Source organism: Leptospira ryugenii (assembly GCF_003114855.1).
GTDB lineage: Bacteria > Spirochaetota > Leptospiria > Leptospirales > Leptospiraceae > Leptospira_A > Leptospira_A ryugenii.
Genome location: NZ_BFBB01000005.1, coordinates 86286 through 105608, shown reverse-complemented (window position 1 = coordinate 105608; position 19323 = coordinate 86286). Strand labels below are relative to the sequence as shown.

20 protein-coding genes are annotated in these 19323 nt (G+C 41.5%); 12 read left to right on the top strand and 8 right to left on the bottom strand.

The window, feature by feature from the left end:
* Positions 1 to 5 precede the first annotated feature (5 nt).
* Entirely contained in the window at positions 6 to 827 is an 822-nt protein-coding gene (locus DI060_RS10380; protein ID WP_108976441.1) for a thioredoxin family protein, read from the bottom strand.
* A 96-nt stretch (positions 828 to 923) separates the two neighbouring features.
* On the opposite strand from DI060_RS10380, the gene hisE reads away from it, so the two are divergent.
* A complete protein-coding gene (gene hisE, locus DI060_RS10375) occupies positions 924 to 1202 on the top strand; it encodes a phosphoribosyl-ATP diphosphatase (protein WP_108976440.1) in 279 nt (92 codons plus the stop codon).
* Positions 1203 to 1238: 36 nt separating this feature from the next.
* Positions 1239 to 2294 (top strand): tetraacyldisaccharide 4'-kinase, encoded by a 1056-nt coding sequence (gene lpxK, locus DI060_RS10370; protein WP_167836981.1) that lies wholly within the window; start codon positions 1239 to 1241, stop codon positions 2292 to 2294.
* On the opposite strand, the gene mnmC1 is transcribed toward lpxK, so the two are convergent.
* Together mnmC1 and mnmC2 are read right to left on the bottom strand one after the other, a co-directional pair.
* Positions 2230 to 3426: an FAD-dependent 5-carboxymethylaminomethyl-2-thiouridine(34) oxidoreductase MnmC1 gene (gene mnmC1 / locus DI060_RS10365; RefSeq protein ID WP_108976438.1), complete on the bottom strand. Its 1197-nt coding sequence runs from the start codon at positions 3424 to 3426 to the stop codon at positions 2230 to 2232. The genes lpxK and mnmC1 overlap by 65 nt on opposite strands.
* Entirely contained in the window at positions 3419 to 4123 is a 705-nt protein-coding gene (gene mnmC2, locus DI060_RS10360; RefSeq protein ID WP_108976437.1) for a tRNA (5-methylaminomethyl-2-thiouridine)(34)-methyltransferase MnmC2, read from the bottom strand. Before mnmC2 ends, mnmC1 begins: the two co-directional genes overlap by 8 nt.
* 75 nt (positions 4124 to 4198) lie before the next feature.
* On the opposite strand from mnmC2, the gene flhF reads away from it, so the two are divergent.
* The 9 genes from flhF to gmk all read left to right on the top strand — a co-directional run bounded on the left by flhF (position 4199) and on the right by gmk (position 12036).
* Positions 4199 to 5518, top strand: a complete 1320-nt coding sequence (gene flhF, locus DI060_RS10355; RefSeq protein ID WP_108976436.1) for a flagellar biosynthesis GTPase FlhF — start codon at positions 4199 to 4201, stop codon at positions 5516 to 5518.
* Between the two features lie 47 nt (positions 5519 to 5565).
* Positions 5566 to 6489, top strand: coding sequence for a MinD/ParA family protein (locus DI060_RS10350; protein WP_108976435.1), 924 nt, complete (start codon positions 5566 to 5568; stop codon positions 6487 to 6489).
* A 3-nt stretch (positions 6490 to 6492) separates the two neighbouring features.
* Positions 6493 to 6957: a hypothetical protein gene (locus DI060_RS10345; protein WP_108976434.1), complete on the top strand. Its 465-nt coding sequence runs from the start codon at positions 6493 to 6495 to the stop codon at positions 6955 to 6957.
* A 106-nt stretch (positions 6958 to 7063) separates the two neighbouring features.
* On the top strand, positions 7064 to 7864 hold the full coding sequence (gene whiG / locus DI060_RS10340) for an RNA polymerase sigma factor WhiG (protein WP_108976433.1): 801 nt from the start codon (positions 7064 to 7066) through the stop codon (positions 7862 to 7864).
* A gap of 6 nt (positions 7865 to 7870) precedes the next feature.
* Positions 7871 to 9865: a FapA family protein gene (locus DI060_RS10335; protein ID WP_108976432.1), complete on the top strand. Its 1995-nt coding sequence runs from the start codon at positions 7871 to 7873 to the stop codon at positions 9863 to 9865.
* Positions 9866 to 9873: 8 nt separating this feature from the next.
* Entirely contained in the window at positions 9874 to 10161 is a 288-nt protein-coding gene (locus tag DI060_RS10330) for a hypothetical protein (RefSeq protein ID WP_108976431.1), read from the top strand.
* Positions 10162 to 10214: 53 nt separating this feature from the next.
* Positions 10215 to 11153, top strand: coding sequence for a hypothetical protein (locus tag DI060_RS10325; RefSeq protein WP_108976430.1), 939 nt, complete (start codon positions 10215 to 10217; stop codon positions 11151 to 11153).
* A gap of 6 nt (positions 11154 to 11159) precedes the next feature.
* Positions 11160 to 11444 carry an extracellular matrix/biofilm biosynthesis regulator RemA family protein gene (locus tag DI060_RS10320; RefSeq protein ID WP_108976429.1) on the top strand — a complete coding sequence of 95 codons (285 nt, stop codon included), beginning with the start codon at positions 11160 to 11162 and terminating at the stop codon, positions 11442 to 11444.
* The gene (gene gmk, locus DI060_RS10315) at positions 11437 to 12036 is read left to right on the top strand and encodes a guanylate kinase (protein ID WP_108976428.1); all 600 of its coding nucleotides are present in this window, start codon (positions 11437 to 11439) and stop codon (positions 12034 to 12036) included. The genes DI060_RS10320 and gmk overlap by 8 nt, the downstream gene beginning before the upstream one ends.
* On the opposite strand, the gene DI060_RS10310 is transcribed toward gmk, so the two are convergent.
* Positions 11988 to 12647 (bottom strand): periplasmic-type flagellar collar protein FlbB, encoded by a 660-nt coding sequence (locus DI060_RS10310; protein WP_108976427.1) that lies wholly within the window; start codon positions 12645 to 12647, stop codon positions 11988 to 11990. The genes gmk and DI060_RS10310 overlap by 49 nt on opposite strands.
* A gap of 3 nt (positions 12648 to 12650) precedes the next feature.
* A complete protein-coding gene (gene fliJ, locus DI060_RS10305) occupies positions 12651 to 13250 on the bottom strand; it encodes a flagellar export protein FliJ (protein ID WP_108976560.1) in 600 nt (199 codons plus the stop codon).
* Between the two features lie 85 nt (positions 13251 to 13335).
* Here fliJ and DI060_RS10300 point away from each other — a divergent pair, with 85 nt between their 5' ends.
* On the top strand, positions 13336 to 16476 hold the full coding sequence (locus DI060_RS10300) for a SpoIIE family protein phosphatase (RefSeq protein WP_108976426.1): 3141 nt from the start codon (positions 13336 to 13338) through the stop codon (positions 16474 to 16476).
* Here DI060_RS10300 and DI060_RS10295 read toward each other — a convergent pair.
* The 3 genes from DI060_RS10295 to DI060_RS10285 form a co-directional block, all read right to left on the bottom strand.
* The gene (locus DI060_RS10295; protein ID WP_108976425.1) at positions 16473 to 17837 is read right to left on the bottom strand and encodes a FliI/YscN family ATPase; all 1365 of its coding nucleotides are present in this window, start codon (positions 17835 to 17837) and stop codon (positions 16473 to 16475) included. The genes DI060_RS10300 and DI060_RS10295 overlap by 4 nt on opposite strands.
* A gap of 110 nt (positions 17838 to 17947) precedes the next feature.
* The gene (locus DI060_RS10290) at positions 17948 to 18790 is read right to left on the bottom strand and encodes a hypothetical protein (RefSeq protein WP_108976424.1); all 843 of its coding nucleotides are present in this window, start codon (positions 18788 to 18790) and stop codon (positions 17948 to 17950) included.
* 104 nt (positions 18791 to 18894) lie between these two features.
* The gene (locus tag DI060_RS10285) at positions 18895 to 19209 is read right to left on the bottom strand and encodes an LIC10235 family protein (RefSeq protein WP_108976423.1); all 315 of its coding nucleotides are present in this window, start codon (positions 19207 to 19209) and stop codon (positions 18895 to 18897) included.
* Positions 19210 to 19323: the final 114 nt, after the last annotated feature.

Sequence of the window (19323 nt, the reverse complement as noted above, 5' to 3'; positions counted from 1 at the left end):
ACTGATCATTGGATTTCTTTGAGAATCTGCTCGACGGTCTCTTTGTCTGTTGGGTCTTCAATGTCCGATTTGATTTGTTGGAGTAAATCTTTAGCCGCCTTTTTATCCCCTAGTTCGTTCAAGGTAAGGCCTAGGTAAATTTGAGCATCGAGGCGATTAGGGGACTTTGGGTATCTCTTAATAAAATCATACCAACAAGCCTTTGCTTCTTTCCAAGAGTTTGACTCAAAATGAATCAAAGCAATATTAAATTCGCTATCTTGCACGAGTACATCTTCTTTTGATTTGTTGAGATCGATTGCTGTCTGAAAGGATTTCAGTGCTTGTGAAAAGTTTTTCTTTTGGTATTGCACTGTACCTAAGCGAAAATAGAGATTTGCTTTTTCGGGATATTTTTTGATTTCTTTCTGCACTAAAGATTCTGCTGAGGGATCAAGTAAGACTTGTTTTGCGTATTTTAAAATCATCGATTTCGTTGCAAGACCAGTGATTTTCCCTAAAAGATTTGTATCCGAGTCAATGAATAGAATAGTCGGATACCCTTCTACTCGGTACCTTTTTTTAAGATTGGGAAAAGCTTCGCCATCGATCCGAACTGTGATGAAAGAGCGTAATGTTTCTGATACTTCCTTGTCTGGAAAAATCTCTTTTTCTAAAACCTTACAATAGGTACACCAATCTGCATATAAATCGATTAAAATTGGTTTCTCTTCTTGTTTTGATCTCTCCAGGGCCTTCGCTATTGAGCTTTCCCAGATCGTCTCCGAATGGATTGCAATGGTTGGCAGAAAAAACAAAAAGAATACCAAGTGAGGCAAGTGTCTCATAATTGCAATCTATCGCTCAGGGAAATCATCTCAATCTGGAATTTTCGCTTTTGGGAAAAAGAATTCTCTTCAGATTTGACCTAAGAGACCAAAAAAATGGAATTTTTACTAAAATTAGAAGAAGTATTGCGCAAACGAAAATCAGATCTCCCCGATCAATCCTACACAGCAGAACTTTTTAAGGATGGGATCGACCGCATTTTGAAAAAAGTGGGCGAAGAGGCAAGTGAAGTGATCATAGCCGCAAAGAATACAAACGAAAAAGAGTTCATTCATGAGGTCGCCGATTTAATCTTCCATTTGGAAGTCCTTCTCGTTGAAAAAGGAATGAGTCTAGAGACCATAGCCAAGGAACTAGAAAAAAGACATAGCTAATCCCCAATGCGAAAGATCGGAAGTTTCATCTGGGGCATGATTATTTTTCTTCTCAGTCCAATTTCCTTTCTTTACCAAATCATCTTCAAACTCAACCAATCAAGGAAAGATCCAAAACCATTACATAATTGTTTGGTGATTAGTGTTGGCAATCTCTCTGTTGGAGGAACTGGAAAGACTCCTTTCGTCCAATATCTAGTTCATCTTCTCAAAACACGTTATCCAAAATACCATATTTCTATTTTGAGTAGGGGGTATGGGGCAAAGGCCTCTTCAGAGGGTAAACTCGTTGCCGTGGATGATGACCCAATGGTTGTAGGGGATGAGCCATTACTCCATAAACAACGATTTCCTTGGGTTCAAGTATTAATAGGAAAACATAGATACCGAGTCTTCCAAAATCTCAACAAACATTTGGACCCTCACCATTTTGTATTGTTGGATGATGGATTCCAACACAAGGCTATTGTTCGTAACTTAGATATCGTACTCCTCGATTCCAATGCGCCACTTAGTAATGGTTATACAATCCCTCTAGGAAAATTAAGGGAACCAGTTTCATCATTACAGCGGGCAGATACTCTCGTATTTACTAAATTAAACTCTATTAACGAAAGATTGGTGAACTTACTCATTCCTAAGTTAAAGGCACAGTTCCCAAGTCTGCCGATTCTATATGCCTCTTCACTATACTCATACAAAAGAGTGCTCGGTGACCAAGATGAGTTTACCACAGGAGTTTTAATATGCGGAGTAGGCAACCCAGAATCTGTGTTTTATGGAGCTAAGAGTCTCTTCCCCACATCACATATCCAAACGATTTATTTCCCAGATCATGCACACTATGAATATGAGGACTTAAAAAAAATATCAGAGAATCATTCGAGTTACATCCCGTATCTTTGCACCACCAAAGATTGGGTGAAGTGGTCAAAGAAAAGTGCTTGGATGCAGCACCTAAAAGAGACAAATCGAACTGTCTTCGTTTTAGATTATAAAGTAGTACTTAGAGATGAGTCTACTTTGGTCATGCAAATAGACGACCTTGTTTCCAGGCACGAATCAAAAATCTCTCTGGAAGAAACTCCTTAAAAATACTCTCTTCTTCCGAACTCAATTCATTGTAAATTGATTTCACAATCCACTCTCCTGCAAGTAGAGCATGCGTTAGGCCTCTAGAACCTAAACTTCCCAAAAGAAAGGTATTTTGAAACCTCGGGATCTCAATGTTTTTTACTTGTTGTGGTTTTGGAAGTTCATTCTGTATCCTTTGGAGTAATTTCGCGTTAGGTAAAATTCCAAAACTGGGCCGTCTGTCTTGTGATTGTGATCGAAAGCTAACCCTTGGTAAAATGCTCTCCTTTGTCTTCAGTAACTCATCAATTGTCTCTTCTAAAAAAGGCAAATTTTTGCGAGCTGAGTGTAGAAATTCGATCGTCTCACTCTCCCTTGGCGACTCATCAAAATGATATTCATCAAAACTGGCACCCAGAACAGAACCATGCCCCAAATCGGGAGTGAGGTAGTCACCAAACAGATATGCACAGGATAAATGTGAGAGGGCTTTTCTTTTCGGAAGCAATACAATTTGTCCTCTCACTTTTCGGAATGGTAGCCAGTCCAAACACCCAAAAGATTTCATCTCATTTGCTTGAGCAAAGATAAGGTATTTAAAATTGATTTCAGTATCTTTCCATTTGATTGAACTAATATCAGGACTTACATACTTGTTGATCTCTGTATCATATTCGATGGATAAAAACTCCCCACATTGCATACGTAAAGCCTCTATCAATTGAGGTGGTGAAAGACAGATGGCTTTAGAAAAAAAGAATCCATCTCTTCCGCTATTCGGATCTTTTGCACTGACTAGGTCTTCTTCTTTTAAGTTGTATTGAATCTTTGCACCATGGTACCTTGACTCCTCTTCCGAAGTTCTGGGAAGAAGAAAGGCTCCGGTTTTCAAAGAGATTTTTTGTGAAAGTTTTGGAAGGATGGAATGTACATAGTCAAAGGCCTTGAGAGAAAAAATCGAATCTATGCTTTCCTTTTTGGTAAGAAAGGGATAGACCATTCCACTGGGATTGCCACTCGCTTCGCTCGCCAAATAGCTGTTTCGCTCTACCAATAAAACCTTTTGTTTTCTTTTTGCAAAGGCATAAGCAACCGCAATGCCCGCAATCCCTCCGCCTATCACTAAGGCTTCAAAATTTTTCTCATCCATGAAATGTCCCAACTAACATCTCTCTTTTTCGTCCAAAGCCTTTTTGTTTTCTCACAAAAAATCCTTCTTTTTCTAAACCTCTTTTGACAAATCCAGCCGCAGTGAAAGTGGAAAAAGTAGTTCCAGCCAAGGATAGCCTTTTCAATTCAGAAAATACAGACGGAGACCACATCTCGGGATTTTTGCTCGGCGCAAAGCCATCCAGATAAAAGGCATCAATTGGTCCTCCGACTTGTGCTAATGCCGAAATTACATCACCCAAATACAAACTCAAAGTGAATCTATGATGGGAACTAGGGTGATCGGTTTGGTAGCTTAAAAGTTGAATCTCTTTTTGGGATGGCTTTCCCAGATAGGGAAGGTAAACCTTAATCAATTCCTCCTCCCAAGTGGGTACAGATTGTATCTCCAATTGCATTCTGTTGACCATTCCGATAGGGATAGGGAATTTTTCTATACTAACATAATGGATATTAGGTGGATTTGGGATTTCTCTCCACAAGGCACGTGTAAGGAAGTAATTCAATCCTGTCCCAAAACCAAGTTCTGCTATTTGAAATGTTTCCTTCTCTGGCTGAATGAGTCGATGTGTTAACTGATTTCCTTCCCAAAAGACATACCTTGACTCTGCCTCTCCCTCTTTTGGCATGAAGTAGATATCGCCAAAGGCTTCCGATCGAAAGGCAGAGTCTTCCATGATTATGTCACATAAAAAAAGCTTTCCAAAATCAGGGCAAGGATCATTTTCTTTCTAGAGAAGAGGGCGAAGAAAATGGATTTTGTGAAGATCCGAGGCAAAGACCTACAGGATTGCATTATGCAGATGAAGATGAAATATGGGCCCCAAGCCTATATCTATGAGCACAGAGTGATCACGGAAGGGGGTCTCTTTGGGACAGGTCTGCTCGCAAGCCGTATGTATGAAATCGATGTGGGCATCCCTGAGACACAAAATTCCAAAGATCGGATCGAAAAGAAACTCAAAGACCTAAAGGAGTTGATCAAACAGAAACAAAAACCTGAACCCGAATTGGTCGGCCAATCAGACAGACGCTTTGGTAAACCTTTAGAGGCGGTTAGGCCCTACTCAGAAAGAAGGCGTCGTTACTCTTCTCCCAATCCGACCCAAGGCCAAGAGTCTTTTTACGAAGAGGATTTGCCTCAATTGGGCTTATCCCTTGCAGAGGCTCCCGAGAGTTCCGATCGATCGCCCATCTCTTTCCCAGAACGAGAAACGCAAACCAATAAACTTGCCTTAAATCTCGAAAAGTTGAATGAGCTACTAGAAAAACAAGGGATGAGCCGAGGCTATGCGGATGAGTTCATTCGCTCTTTAGAAGGCCACCTCTCTGCGATTGATCTCTCCAAATTTAGCACTGTTTGCGAGAAGGCAGTCGACCTCTTACAAGACCGCATCCAAACCGACTTTGATCTCTTTAGCGGCACACCAAGAGGCAAACGTAAGGTTGTTTTTTTTGTAGGACCAACAGGAGCGGGCAAAACCACATCGATTGCAAAACTTGCAGCCAAGTATTCTTTGCATATGGGGAAAAAAGTTTCTTTGTACACAACAGATAACTACCGTATTGCGGCGATTGACCAGTTGAAATTCTATGCCGATGCAATGGGACTCCCCTTTTATGCAGCCAAAGACATACGTAAGTTAAAAGAAACGGTAAACCGAGATGGTTCTGAATTGATCCTGGTTGATACCGCTGGATACTCTCATAAAAATCAGGAGAATATCCTAAAGCTTAAGGACTTCTACCAAGCTTTTGGTGAGAAGGACCATTTGGAATCCATTCTTGTCTTAAGTGCTACCGTTTCCGTATCCAATTTACAATCGGTAGCCTCTGCCTATGAACCTCTCTCTTATAAAAGAATTTTAGTAACCAAGCTAGATGAAGCAGATTTTTTAGGTTCTGTAGTTGAAATTGCCGATACTAGGCATAGGGAATTTGCATTCTTAAGCGTAGGACAGGATGTCCCATTTGATATCCTCAACGCATCTAAAAAAGTCCTTGCAGAATGTGTTATTTACCCAGAAAAATTAAGAGGGATTGCGGGCGAGGTCTTCGAAAAGGCTTTCTGATAGCTCTGCGGATCCCTCCTCGAGGCGAGTAGGGGAATTTCAGAGCAATGGACCAAGCGGCTAATTTACGAAAACTCACAGACCCAAATCCTGCCCTTAAGTTGGTGCAGGCACCCAGTGCGGCAAAGAAAACCAAAATCATTGCCATTGCGTCCGGTAAGGGGGGAGTCGGAAAGAGCACTGTCTCAGTCAACCTGGCGATTGCCATCGCAAAGACAGGCCTAAAGGTCCTCATCTTTGATGGAGACTTAGGTCTAGCCAATGTGAACGTGCTTTTGGGTATCATTCCCAAATACAACCTCTACCATGTGGTCAAAGGCCATAAATCATTAAAAGATATCATCATTTCCACTCCTGAAGGCGTGGATATCATTGCCGGTGCCTCTGGCTATTCCCAACTTGCCAACCTGAATGAAACCCAAAGAACAAACCTTATCAAAGGTTTTTCGGATTTGGATCGTTATGATGTGATGATCATTGATACGGGAGCCGGGATTTCATCCAATGTCATTGGTTTGGTGATGCCAGCTGATGAAGTGGTTGTAGTCACAACACCTGAGCCTACTTCCATAACAGATTCGTATGGACTCATTAAATCCATTGTCTCGCAATCCAAAGACAAAAATTTAAAGATCATTGTGAACCGAGTACGATCTGCGATTGAAGGTAAAAAAGTTGCAGACCGAGTCATCGACATCTCTGGTCAATTTTTGGAAGTACAGGTGGAGAATCTCGGATTTATCTTCCAAGACGAAGAAGTTGAAAAATCCATCAGAGAACAAAAGCCATTCTTTCTCAACTCACCAAGATCAAAGGCTGCCGCCTGCCTAACACGCATCACTCACAACTTACTGCAAACAGAAGGTAGTTTTGATGATGAAGAAGGTCTTACAGGATTCTTTAAGAAGTTCTTTAGCTTTGTGGACTTCAAAGAAAAGGAATTCGATAAACAAAATAGCGAAGAGGAATAAAGAGTGCAAATCGGTTTCGTACTATTCTTTGCGGTTTTGGGATGTCTCATCAGTTCCACCTGCGGGTTTTTAGTGGGCAATCGATTTACATACATTAGTTTCGTGACTCTTCTCTCCAGTATCGCTTTTGGTGGGCTCGGCTTTGGTATCTATTATGTTCTAGAATCACGAGTACCAGAATTTTTAGAATTTGTGAGTACCTTTTCGCTGGCGGGACTCGGCGGAGGCTCCGAAGAATCGGGCTTCGAAGAAGGGGAAACCAGTGGCTTTGCTTCCGAACCCTCGGGAATAGACGACTATGGAGTGGCCTCGGTCGCACCGCCAGAAATGGACCCGAGCCTTGCTAGAGCCAAATCTGGGAAGTTTGGAGACCACATCGTCATAGACAAAATTGCGATTAAAAACGAGCCAAAGTTGATGGCAGAGGCCATCCGCACGATGCTTGCTAAGGATGATCCACAGGAGTGATCAAATTTTATCGCTTTTAACGACATAAGGAAAAAAATGCTCTTGTAATTTTTATTTTATTACGATTTTTACTATAAAGTAAGAGATTCGGGGTGCCCGGTCAGCTATGTCAAGATTGCTAGATAAATACAATCAATTCGATGAGACCGATCTCTGGAAACAATACAGAGCCTCGAAGAATCCGGAAATCCGCAGTTACCTCGTTGAAAAATACTCTCCCCTGGTGAAACATGTCGCTGGTCGCATCGCGATTGGTATGCCCCAAAATGTGGAGTTCGAAGACCTCGTCAGTTATGGTGTCTTCGGTTTGTTAGATGCTATTGAAAAATTTGACCCTTCTCGAGAGATAAAATTCAAAACCTATGCCATGACTCGTATCCGAGGGTCTGTGTTTGATGAGTTGAGATCAGTGGATTGGATTCCAAGATCAATTCGACAAAAGGCAAAACAGTTGGAAGGCATCATTGCGATGTTGGAAAACAAAGAGGGAAAGAAGGTCGAGGACGAAGAGATAGCGAAAGAACTCGGTGTGAGTATGGAAGAATACAATTCCTTACTCTCAAAATTATCTGGTACTTCCCTAGTTTCTCTAAATGATATATGGTTCTTAGGCGATGAGAACGATGAAGTTTCTTTTATGGAAACTCTTGAGTCTCCGATGAATATGAATCCTGACAATATCATCGAGAAAGAAGAAATCAAAAACGTAATTGTGGATGCAATCAAATCCCTTCCTGAAAAAGAAAAGAAAGTCATTGTATTATACTATTATGAAGACCTCACACTCAAAGAGATTGGAGAAGTCTTAGAAGTGACCGAATCTCGGATCTCTCAACTTCATACAAAAGCAGTGGCTCGCCTAAGAAGCAAACTATCCAAGGTTAAGTCAGCCATCCAAAAAAGGTAAACCGCTATGTCTTTAACTGGCTTTCTTCGAGAGGAACTGAGTGAGTTCGAAAGAAAGGAAAACGAAGAAGTAGAAGTTATCGCAGATTCGATAGAGGAGTGTCTAAGCCTCGCTGCTGCCCATTTTGGCAAAAAAGTTCATGAAATAGACTACCGTGTCCTGAAACGAGGGAAGAAACGACTTTTTTTCTCTGAACCATTTCACATCCGCGCCTCCTTGGTCCCAGAGGATCTAATCCTAGAAGAACTGTCTGCACTAGACGAAAAGTTAACTGGTGGAAGTGGGAAATTAATTTCCAAAGAACTCAAAGAACTCGTTATACCAAAAAATAAGGACGGAAGAGTCACTGTCAAAATCTATCGTAGCGGCGTATTTTTAACAGTTCATCCTCCACAAGGTGAAGGTTTGCCTGTCTCTATGGCAGACATCACCAAACGCCTCGCCTTTCGGGGAGTAGGTGGTGTTGATCCTTCTTTATTATCCAAGGCTCTAAAAGAGCAGAAGGCTGAACCACTTCTTGTCTCGAACCAAAAGCCAAAACAAGGAAACGATTCCAGCTGCCACGTCGATATTGATTCCGATAAAATGAAGGCATTTGTAACCATATTCCCAGCAAGACCTGGTGGAAGAGATTTAGAAGTGAATGATGTCACCGTTGCTCTCAAGAATATGGGTGTTTCTTATGGACTCAAAGAAGAAGACATCAAAAAAGCCCTCGACGAAGAGAAATACAATTCACCATTCATTGGTGCTGAGGGTGATTATCCGCAAAACGGAAAGAATGCGGAGATTAAATACTTTGTTCGTACAGAAAAGAAGATTAACTTTAAAGAAGACCAATCAGGTAGAGTCGATTACAAAGACTTGGATATGATTGAAAACGTTGTCGTAGGACAGGTATTAGCTGAAAAAATCCCTGCGGAAAAAGCCAAACTAGGTAGAAACCTCTTTGGAATGGTCCTGCCTGCAAAAGATGGCAATGACGTAGAACTCAAACAAGGAAAGGGAACCATCCTTTCTGAAGACAAAATGAGGCTAACCGCTGAGGTCAACGGTCAAGTTCTCTATTTAAGTGGAAGGTTGTCGGTAGAGACAGTCTACCGAATCAATGGTGACGTTGGGGTCCGCACTGGAAATGTCACATTCCTTGGCTCTATCGTGATCACAGGAAATGTGGAAGATAACTACTCTGTCAAGGCAGCTGGAAACATTGAAATCTATGGCACCATCCAAAAGGCAATTGTCGAAGCCGATGGGGATATCATCGTGCGGCAGGGGATCACTGGGCGAGAAGAAGCACGAGTAGAGTCGACAGGTGGGAACATCGTTGCAAAGTTTATCCAAAACGCCACGGTGATCACAGAAAAGGATATCGTAGTCCAAGAAGGGATTCTGCATTCCCATTTAATGGCTGGTGGTAAGATCAGTTGCAAAGGCAAACGTGGCCAAATCGTAGGTGGAACCATACAGGCTGGCCAATTGATCTCGGCAAAGATCATAGGCTCTCAGGCCAACCCACAAACAGATTTGATCGTAGGCGTAAATCCAAAGATTCTAAAGCAAATTGGTGAATACGAAGCAAAAAAAGCAGAAAACCAAGGCAAGTTGGATACCCTGACCAAAACACTCCGTACACTGAAGGCTAGAAAAGAATCTGACCCAGCCACATTTTCGCAGGAAAACCAGGAATCCTTACAAAAGTACGAAGCTGCCACCAAAAAGCTGGAAAAGAGAATCGCAGAATACGACCGAGAGATCCAAACCCTCACTTCCTACATGGATGAACAGGCTGCCAATGGAAGAGTCTACGTGGAAAAGACCATCTTTCCTGGCGTCTCCGTTCGGATCCGAAATGCAGATTTCAAACTCCGTCATGAAACTAAGTCCAAAACTTTCTTTGAGGAAGAGGGTCAGGTCAGAAGCACAAATTATGAAGATCCAGATGAAGATAAAAATGACTGGAGAAAAAAACGAGGCCGTGCTAGACCTAAGAAAGAGTAGGATTTCCTATGATTTTGAACGAAACCTTTGTAGGCAACACACAGCACTATGACTTTGCAAGGCGGGCTCAAAGTGAGTCTCCTTTCACACACCAAAACCAGGTCGTAGAATTGCAGAAGGCTGCCATTGGTAGCCAACTTCGCTCACAAACTGTTCCGGAATCCAAGTCTAATATGGAGTCAGGTCCTCAGAAAAAAAAAGAAGAGAAGGAAGAGCTGATCTCGTATTCTAGGAGCGGCAAGGTTTACGCCAACACCGCGAAACGTTTAGGGAATTTTTTCGATTCAAGCGTTTGATATAATCACTTCTTCAGGGATGTTGTTGGAAATGTTCCTTTGGAGAAAAATCGATGGAGTTATTTTCTCTTGTTTTGATCAACTTACTTTGCTTAGGTGTTACCTATGTCTTCATCTCTGCCAAAGTGCAAAAAGCTGTATCCGAATACTATGACCAAAAGTTGAATCGAGCCATTGATTTGGCAACGTCGGAGACGATTCGCGAATTGGATCGCACGGTTGGCATCATTGAATCGCGTCTCGCTGCTCTCAGAGCTATGTTAGAGAAAGTAGAATCCATGGGCCAAAATCTACAAAATGGAATTAACAATCCACAAACATCATTCAGCAAACAGTCGATAGATGAAGTACCACCTTATTTAGAGATGGGATTATCTATGGACCAAGAGATGAAAGAAAGTAAAAAAGAAGAAGAACCAATCCCCGAGGTTTTGATCAAAGAGCAAAGAAATGGAATTGCCTCAGTATACCAATCCAACCAACAAATATTACAAGATTTGGAAAAACAAACAACAGATGGAGCAGTCACCCAAGCATTCTCTAAACTTGGGAAAGTTGTAAAAGGAATGATGGGAATGGAATCAGACCTTCAGCCATCTTTGGAAGCAGTACAAAACGTAAATGTTCCCCAATTTAGACCTAAGATGGATTTTACTGTTACTGGAGATCCATTTTCGGAAGAGAAGAGTAAGTCCATAATTATCAGAGATGAAACAACAGAAGGAAATATTCGAAGAGAATTTTTAACCTCCTTGTCCGCGGCGGCTGATCCAGCCTTTGCAATATATCAAAACCAAATGGAGGACAATATCCAATTGTCCCTGCAAGCGGTGTTGAAAGATTTGCCTGAGAGTGCCACAAAGATTGATAAAGTAATTTTTCTCATAAAGAAAGGATATTCTGATGAACAAATTTCAGAATTTATGAATATTGGAATACACGAAATCAAATTGATAAAAACGATTCGGTTAGATAGATCAAGGAGAGTATGACCAACAATGTCATCATTTCCTATCTTGAATGTTGGCTTTTCAAATGTAGTTTTCCAAGACAGGATATTGGTAATCTTGCAATCAGAGTCCGCAGGGGCAAAAAGGTTGAGATCGGAAGCAAAGGATAGCAATCGATTGATAGATGCTACACAAGGTAGAAAAACACGCTCCCTTCTCGTTTTGCATACTGGTCATGTAGTTCTTTCAGCGCTCCGGCCAGAAAGTTTAACTCGACGTATCGAAGGTTCTGATAATAGTATCGATGTAGAAGAAGAAGATTTCGATGACTAAGTCTCCGATTCCAAATTTGTACATCATTTCCTCTGTCGCAGGTGGCGGTAAATCTACCATCATTGACAGACTTCTAAAAAAATATCCGAGTTTCTTTTTTTCGATTTCCTGCACCACTCGCGACATTCGTCCAGGAGATGTGCCTGGAAAGTCCTATCACTTCCTTAGCCGAGAGGAGTTCCAAAAGCAGATTGATAGGGGAGAGTTTTATGAATGGGCTCTTGTCCATGGAAATTATTATGGAACTCCAAAGACTCCGATCTTAGACGCTCTGGAAAGACAACTCATCGTATTACTCGATTTAGATGTCCAAGGAGCAAAGTCAGTGAAGGAGTTGCGCCCTCAATCCGTCACAATTTTCATCCAACCCCCGAGCCAAGAGATATGGATTGAGCGACTCATCAAACGAGGAAGTGACCCCAAAAAGAGCATTGAGACTAGGATTGAAAATGGCCTCAAAGAATTGGAAGAGGCAAAGCATTTCGATTATATTGTAGTCAATGATGTTTTAGAGAAAGCTGTGGACCAGGTAGAACGAATCATTCATTCAGATTTGGGTTCATCCGCATCATCGTCTATCGATTTGCCATAACTAGGAACTTGCCTAGCACCAGCATCCAGCCACTTATTAGAAATGACAGAGCGACGTTCGGCGGGGAAGAGTGTTAACAAATAAGTTGTAATCGTAGGCCTTCCTTCTTCTTCCGCATCTCGGTCCATTTGTTCAAAGACATCTATGATATCATAATCTGGCCAATTGATTAACATATCTCGTGCCGATTCGGGTGGCATATTGGCTACCTTATTTGCGAGAACCTTTATCTTCTCTTGTCTCGCTGATTCTTTTTTGGCTCGGTCAGCCATCTCTTTCTCTTTTCTTTGTATGCCTTCTTTCAGTTCTTCCAATCGTTCCTTGTCCGTAGCCAACGAAGATTTTGCAGACTCCAACTCGGCTTTCATTCGATTTAATTCTTCCATGTCTTCAATCAAACGTTCTTTTGCCTTTTGGATTTCTAGTTTTTCCAATTCGGTGGGAGATAGAAGGTCTTGGTTCACTAAACTCGGTTGTCTTTTTAAAAACGGGAAATAATCTTCAGCATTGATCACTTGGAAGTAATCAAAAATAAAAAATCCGATCGCAACTAGGAAAAAGATCAGTAAGATTAAAAAGAATGATCGTGCGTTGTCTGATAGGCTAGTCATATTCTATCGTCCTTGTCCCATATAGTATTTCTCGTAAAAATCCCTTAAATTTTTGAAATCGCCCATCAATTCGTCTCCGCCATCCTCTCGATTTAGAATTTTGAATGTCTTTGGAATCTTTTTCGAGGATTCTTTTTTTCCTTCCGGCCTTGGATCAGCATGGATTTGATTCATTAATACCATCTCGTTGTACTCTTCCAGTTCACGTCGTTCTTGCCGGTTTCTTTTTTTCTTCCACTCTAGATACCGATTCTCTCTAAGGATTTCCAATACACGTTTATCTTTTCGTGCTTTTAGCACATCTACACGTACCAAATTGACTTCTTGGTTTTTCTTTTCAATCTTAGCTGAAAGCTCCTCATTAATTCTCATCAATCCTTGGATATAACGTTCTATGGAAAGGTATTCATCCAAACTAGTTCCGATCTGAGCACTTGATTCAATTTCACGATAAGATCTTTCTATTTCTTTTTCATTAAACTCACGTTCGGTGAAAATTTGATTCAATTCCGATACAACAATGGAAAGGCGTTTCAACTCCTCTTCCTCTTTTAAATGCCTGAGACGGAGAACTGTTTCAAGGCTAAATCGGAACCGTTTCACAACTGACAATTTCTGTTCATTTCATATTTTTTTGTACTCTTTTTTACTTGTTCTTTGAAAAAAATATGAAATCTAACAGAATAGATTGGCTCGTATCCTTCTCTCATTTCTACTCTTTAGCCTAAAAGCCAGTCTATGGGCATCGCCAGTCGATCTCTTCTTTCGGAGCCAAGGGAATCCTGTTTTTTTAGAAGGAGACTGGAGCTTCTACCCCCATCAGCTGCTCGAACCAGGACAAACATTAGGTCAAAAAAATATTGCAATGCCTGTCCCTGGCACCTGGAACCAACTGTATGAGACAGGAGAAGGTTTTGGAACCTATCGCCTCCTTTTGCCTTCACCAAATGGGGATCTCTATGGAAAAACTTTCGGACTGAAAGTCCCAGACCAAGCAACGTCTTACCGAGTCTATTGGAATGGTCAATTGCTCGCAGAGACAGGAAAGGTCAGCAAATTTATAGAACATGCAAGAGCCTCGTATCAATTTCAGCTTATCGCCTTGGATTGGAAGGATGGCGAGAATGAACTGCTCATCCAAGTATCAAATTTTCACCATGGAAAAGGAGGGATGTGGGAGCCCGTTCTTTTGGGAGAATGGCAGGCCTTGCAAAGAAGGCATTTAAGTGATATTGCTTCTTCTTTATTTTTAGCTGGTGCCGTTTTTATCATAGCTTTGTACCACTTCGGACTTTTTTACTGGCGTCCTGTAGATAAAGGAAATCTGCTTTTTGGCATTGCGGCATTTGTTTTAAGTATTCGGACGTTGTGTACAGGGGAACGTTTTCTATTTAACGCTTATGAAGCTATTCTAGGCTGGGATATATGCCTTCGAATTGAGTACTTAACATTTTATATCTCTCCTTATTTGTTTTATGCGTTTTTCAAAGAATTTTATCCAAAGTACTATCCATGGTGGACTGAATGGTCTTTAAAGCTCCCCACCGTTTTGTTTTCTGTTTTTTTGCTGTTCACAAGCCCCGTATTCTTTACTTCTTTGAACTCATACTTTAACATTATCTTGTTATATGCCGTGATTTTAATCCTCCAAGGTATCTTTCGTGCATCCTTTCATAAGGAGGAAGGGAGTACCTTTTTTGCGATGGGCATTTCAATCATGGCTCTTGCTACTTTGATAGATATTTTGAATGCTTATCAAATTCTCTTTTCTGTCGAAGCGATTCCGATAGGCATCTTTCTATTTATCCTTTTGCAATCCTTTACTCTTTCTCGAAAGTTCAGTCTTTCTTTTTCAAAAGTAGAAGACTTGTCAAAACGTCTTCTGGTGATGGACAAATTAAAAGATGAATTTTTGGCAAACACCTCCCATGAATTAAAAACACCATTGAATGGAATCATTGGAATCGCTGAGTCTATGTTCGATGGCATCGGTGGTAGACTCAACGTAGAACAAAAACAAAACCTAGGGATGATTGTTACTTCTGGAAAGAGACTTTCTGCCTTAGTAGACGATATCCTTGATTTTTCCAAAATGAGAAATCGTGATTTAAGTTTAGATATCAAACCACTGAGTATGCAAAGTCTCGTAGAACTTGTGTTAGTGATTTCTAGACCGTTGTTTACAGTAAAAAATCTCATCGTTAGGAATTTGATCCCTCCCGATTTTTCCCCTGTTTTGGGCGATGAAAGTAGAATCCAACAAATCCTTTTTAATATTATTGGAAACGCGATAAAGTTTACCGACAAAGGAAAAATTGAAATCAATGCCAGTATCGTGGATAAGATGGCGAAGTTTTCGATAGCTGATACAGGTATAGGTATTGCAAGCGAACACTTTGAATCCATTTTTCAATCCTTCGAGCAGGTGGACTCATCCAGTACTAGACAGTTTGGCGGAGCAGGTCTAGGATTAGCCATAACGAAACGACTTGTGGAATTGCATGGTGGCAGGATTTGGGTCGAGTCAAGCATAGGAACAGGTTCTGTTTTCCATTTTACTTTACCTCTCGCAAAAGAAGGCGAGTTACCAAAAGAATCCATCCCAAATATTACCATAGATCATTGGTCTCGACTTCCACTGGAAATGGAAACTTCTGAGATTACTCCAATTGAGGATGATGATCCCAATACTCTGAGAGAGGGGATGTTCAGGGTATTGGTGGTAGATGACGAACCAATCAATCGACAAGTCCTAAGAAATCACCTAACGTTGATTGGATGCGATATTGTGGAAGCAGCCAATGGAGGAGAGGCACTACGAGCAATTCAGGAAAGAGGTCCATTTGAATTGATGCTTTTGGATATCATGATGCCAGGTATGAGTGGCTATGATGTCTGTTCTGTGATCCGTGAATCCTTTTCTCTGTATGAATTGCCGATTCTCTTTTTAACTGCAAAAAATCAGATTACAGATATTGTTTCCGCTCTTGAGGCAGGAGGGAATGACTACCTATCCAAACCCTTTGACAAACGTGAGTTGATCTCTCGCGCAAAAAATCTGATCACATTGAAGAAGGCAGTTGCAGAGCAAAATCGATTTATGGCCTTCCAAAATGAGTTGAACGTTGCAAGAAAGCTGCAAGAATCCATTTTACCAGAAAGAGCTCCAGAAGTTTTAGGGATCCGAACCGAGTTTTATTACGAGCCTATGGAAAGTGTCGGTGGAGACTTTTTTGATTTCCATCAAATTTCACCAACTGAACTGGGTGTTATCGTTGCAGATGTCTCCGGCCATGGCATCCCAGCTGCACTTGTCTCTGCGATGTTGAAGATTGCATTTTCCACACAATTTCGGTATGCAAAAGAGCCAATGAAACTCTTAAACCAATTGAATCATACACTTATTGGAAAAACAAAGGGTGCTTTTCTCACTGCCAGCTACATCTATATAAATTTAGAAACAAAAGAGTTACTTCATTCTCGATGCGGGCATTTACCATTAATCATATTTGGTAAGTATGATACTGTTGCCAGAACATCGACACCACCAGGAAAGATTATAGGATGGATACCGGAGCTTGACTTAGAGTTTGATCGCATACCTTTACAATCTGGGGATAGGATTTTTTTATACACTGATGGCTTTACCGAAGCAATTAGCCCCACAAAACAGATGTTGGATGATGAACGTTGGATGCAAATTGTTAAAAACTCAATGAGATTCGATCTGCCAGGAGCAAAGAAACAGATCCTAGAAGAATTAAAGAGTTTTACGGGAGGTCTACCGCCAGAAGACGATATGACTTTAGTTATGCTAGAGATAGATTAATAGTCATCATCAGATTTACTTTGCGATCGTAAGATTTCTGCTAAACGAGAAGTGGTTTCGCGAAAGGTTGCTTTTTGCTCGATCCTCTGGATCAAAAACTCATCTATCATTTCCTTTTTGTCGATTGCCATATCTATTTTTGGATCAGCTCCTCGGGCATAGGCATTCAATAAAATAATGTCTTCAGAACTTTTATATTTTGAAATGAGTTCCCTAACCAAAGAGGAATGCATATAATGGTCTTCATTGACTATCTTCTGCATCAATCTAGATAAGGAAGCGGGTACATCAATTGCAGGGTAGTGGCTTTTTTCAGCAAGTTTTCTAGAAAGTACAATATGTCCGTCGATAAACCCCCTGACCTTATCGGCTACGATATCATCCATATCATCTTCTGCATCTGTTAAAACGGTATAAAATCCAGTGATGGAACCTCCATTGTAGGCAGTTCCTGCCCTTTCCACGAGTCGAGCCATCTTTGTAAAAACACTAGATGCATAACCTTTGGTAACGACGGGTTCACCAATAGATAACTCTCTAAGTGCCTCAGCATAACGAGTTAGTGAATCCATGTATAAATTGACACTCTTTCCTAAATCTCTGAAATATTCAGCCGCCGAACAAGCCAAATGTGCACAGCTCACTTGTTCCATTTTAGATGAATCTGAGGTGGAAACAAAAATCACAGATTTTTGTAATGCTTCCTTCCCGAGCTCTACATTTAGAAACTCATTTACCTCACGCCCTCGTTCCCCAATGAGAGCTACTACGTTTACGTCTGCATTGGTATACCTGGCAATCATTCCCAGTAAGCTGGATTTTCCAACACCAGAGCCTGAAAAAATTCCTACCCTTTGGCCACGACCTACAGTCAGCATGCCATCGATTGCCCGAACTCCTGTCTCTAAAATCTGAGTAATGGGCGGTCTATCAAGGGGATTCAGCGATTTTGGTTCCGAACTTCTCTCTTCTTTGGTAATCAACAATCCTTTGCCATCAATCGGTTTCCCAAGTCCATTCAGGACTCTACCCATGAGCTCCTCACCAGCATTGAGTGTTATCTTTCTACCAGATGAGAAAACGAAAGCTTTCGGAAAAATCTCCTGCGTATCACCTAATGGCATTAAGGTGTAGAGCTGGTCTTTGAAGCCGACAAGGACACAGGGCAAATAGCCTTTGTCGTTGCCCCTTTCCACCTCCAAAATCTCTCCGACTTTTGAGTCGGGTGGGCCTTGGCTATAGATTACATTTCCTACAACGGAGACAACGACCCCACTTTTGCGGATCGGCTCGATCTTCTCGACTACATTGAGGTACTTCGAGATAGGATCGATATGCTCTGTAAACTTTTTCTCTATCATAGGGCCCTGAAACTATAAATGTCCTGATGTGACATAATAAAATCAAGTCATTTGGGGGATTTCGTGAGAAAAGCCCTGGTTCTTAAGAAGCAGGGCAGAAGGTCTGGGAATCAATCGCAGACGCGGATCGCATCGAGGGATTGGACTATTTTTGCCTCAGGTTTTCGCTCTCCTAACTTTACCTTCCAAGGATTTTGTGATTCGATGAAGCTGTCACGGTATGCTAGGCTTCCAAAATTGGTAGAAGGAGAAAAGCAGTCTGGATATGCTCTGGCTTCTGCTAAATTTCCCTTTCCCTCCCAAAGGAGAACGCGGTCTGGCGTACGGATGTAGAGACGTTTGCTATCATTTGACCACCGGATTCCATACAAGGGTAAGGCGGTCCAAAAACTGAGCGGATGGACTTCGACGGATTGGCTTTTAGGGTCAAGGATCCTCAATTCAAATTCAGAAAACTCCCAGTTCTCATTGCTCACTGCTGTTACTAGAGCCAATCGGTCACCAGAGGGGGAAGGGCTAATCTGAAAGATGACTAAGTCATCGGGCGTAGCTGGATAGGAGAAGGAGGTTTGGTCAGGTAAAAAGATGCTAAGCCGTCGCTTTAAGGTGCCATATTCGTCGTCTTTGCCGTGCAAGACATAGAGAATGGATTTGCCAGAATGGTAATAAACGGAATCGGTGAGTGTCCAGGAGGGAATTTCCCAGCGCGAAGCCAAACGAAGCTCGTTTGTTTCTTTCTTCAAAACCTGGATCTCGGAATGGTATCTACGTTTGTCGGTAGTCCCGTTGAGAGGGTTCCAGGAGTCCTTCTCCTCATACTTTACTTCAACTATGACTGCTGTTTGGCGGTCATCTGTTGGCACAACTTGCGGGGAGAGGCTAGCTTCTTTCCAAATCATTTGCGAGCACTGGAGTAAGAAGGGTAGGACAAACAATGGTCGTAGAGTCTTCATGCCCTACAGAGAACCTGCTCCAAAAGCCTTGTAAAGAAAAACTTATCAGCCCAAATAAAAAAGGGGACTCATACCTGGCGTCCCCGCACCAAAAGTATCTAAGCTTATTTGCCTTTGCGGGCTTTCGCTTTTTCTTTGTTCTTTTGGTCAATTTGAGCACGGTGCTCATCGCATAGACGATAGAGTTTTCCCGTGAGTGGGTTTTTACGAGTTACTTTTGTTCCACAAACGATGCAGAGACCTTGTGCTCTCCTGCGTTTGTAAAGCTGTTGTACTCTTTCAGCACCGGACGCTTTGTATTTTGAAATCTGGATTCGGAATCCTTTGAACAGATAGTTTCCGATAGACTTCTCTGGATCTTTTTTAAGATCATCCGCGATTTTGTCGATTTGTCCTGGGCCTACTTTTAGTGGTTCCATAGCTTTCTTTTCCTTTCATCAACTGTGTAGTTTTTTATCTTTCGAGACAAGTAAACTTGCATCTCTACATAGTATAACGGTTAGCAATGTAATATTTCAACATTTTTTTTTCTG

What these genes read in the sequence shown, in the direction of transcription:
- DI060_RS10380 (WP_108976441.1), bottom strand. Translation starts at nt 827, where the DNA reads ATGAGACACTTGCCTCACTTGGTATTCTTTTTGTTTTTTCTGCCAACC.
- mnmC2 (WP_108976437.1), bottom strand. Translation starts at nt 4,123, where the DNA reads ATGGAAGACTCTGCCTTTCGATCGGAAGCCTTTGGCGATATCTACTTC.
- lpxK (WP_167836981.1), top strand. Translation starts at nt 1,239, where the DNA reads ATGATTATTTTTCTTCTCAGTCCAATTTCCTTTCTTTACCAAATCATC.
- DI060_RS10310 (WP_108976427.1), bottom strand. Translation starts at nt 12,647, where the DNA reads ATGACTAGCCTATCAGACAACGCACGATCATTCTTTTTAATCTTACTG.
- DI060_RS10330 (WP_108976431.1), top strand. Translation starts at nt 9,874, where the DNA reads ATGATTTTGAACGAAACCTTTGTAGGCAACACACAGCACTATGACTTT.
- mnmC1 (WP_108976438.1), bottom strand. Translation starts at nt 3,426, where the DNA reads ATGGATGAGAAAAATTTTGAAGCCTTAGTGATAGGCGGAGGGATTGCG.
- DI060_RS10285 (WP_108976423.1), bottom strand. Translation starts at nt 19,209, where the DNA reads ATGGAACCACTAAAAGTAGGCCCAGGACAAATCGACAAAATCGCGGAT.
- whiG (WP_108976433.1), top strand. Translation starts at nt 7,064, where the DNA reads ATGTCAAGATTGCTAGATAAATACAATCAATTCGATGAGACCGATCTC.
- DI060_RS10335 (WP_108976432.1), top strand. Translation starts at nt 7,871, where the DNA reads ATGTCTTTAACTGGCTTTCTTCGAGAGGAACTGAGTGAGTTCGAAAGA.
- DI060_RS10350 (WP_108976435.1), top strand. Translation starts at nt 5,566, where the DNA reads ATGGACCAAGCGGCTAATTTACGAAAACTCACAGACCCAAATCCTGCC.
- flhF (WP_108976436.1), top strand. Translation starts at nt 4,199, where the DNA reads ATGGATTTTGTGAAGATCCGAGGCAAAGACCTACAGGATTGCATTATG.
- DI060_RS10290 (WP_108976424.1), bottom strand. Translation starts at nt 18,790, where the DNA reads ATGAAGACTCTACGACCATTGTTTGTCCTACCCTTCTTACTCCAGTGC.
- DI060_RS10320 (WP_108976429.1), top strand. Translation starts at nt 11,160, where the DNA reads ATGTCATCATTTCCTATCTTGAATGTTGGCTTTTCAAATGTAGTTTTC.
- DI060_RS10325 (WP_108976430.1), top strand. Translation starts at nt 10,215, where the DNA reads ATGGAGTTATTTTCTCTTGTTTTGATCAACTTACTTTGCTTAGGTGTT.
- gmk (WP_108976428.1), top strand. Translation starts at nt 11,437, where the DNA reads ATGACTAAGTCTCCGATTCCAAATTTGTACATCATTTCCTCTGTCGCA.
- DI060_RS10295 (WP_108976425.1), bottom strand. Translation starts at nt 17,837, where the DNA reads ATGATAGAGAAAAAGTTTACAGAGCATATCGATCCTATCTCGAAGTAC.
- hisE (WP_108976440.1), top strand. Translation starts at nt 924, where the DNA reads ATGGAATTTTTACTAAAATTAGAAGAAGTATTGCGCAAACGAAAATCA.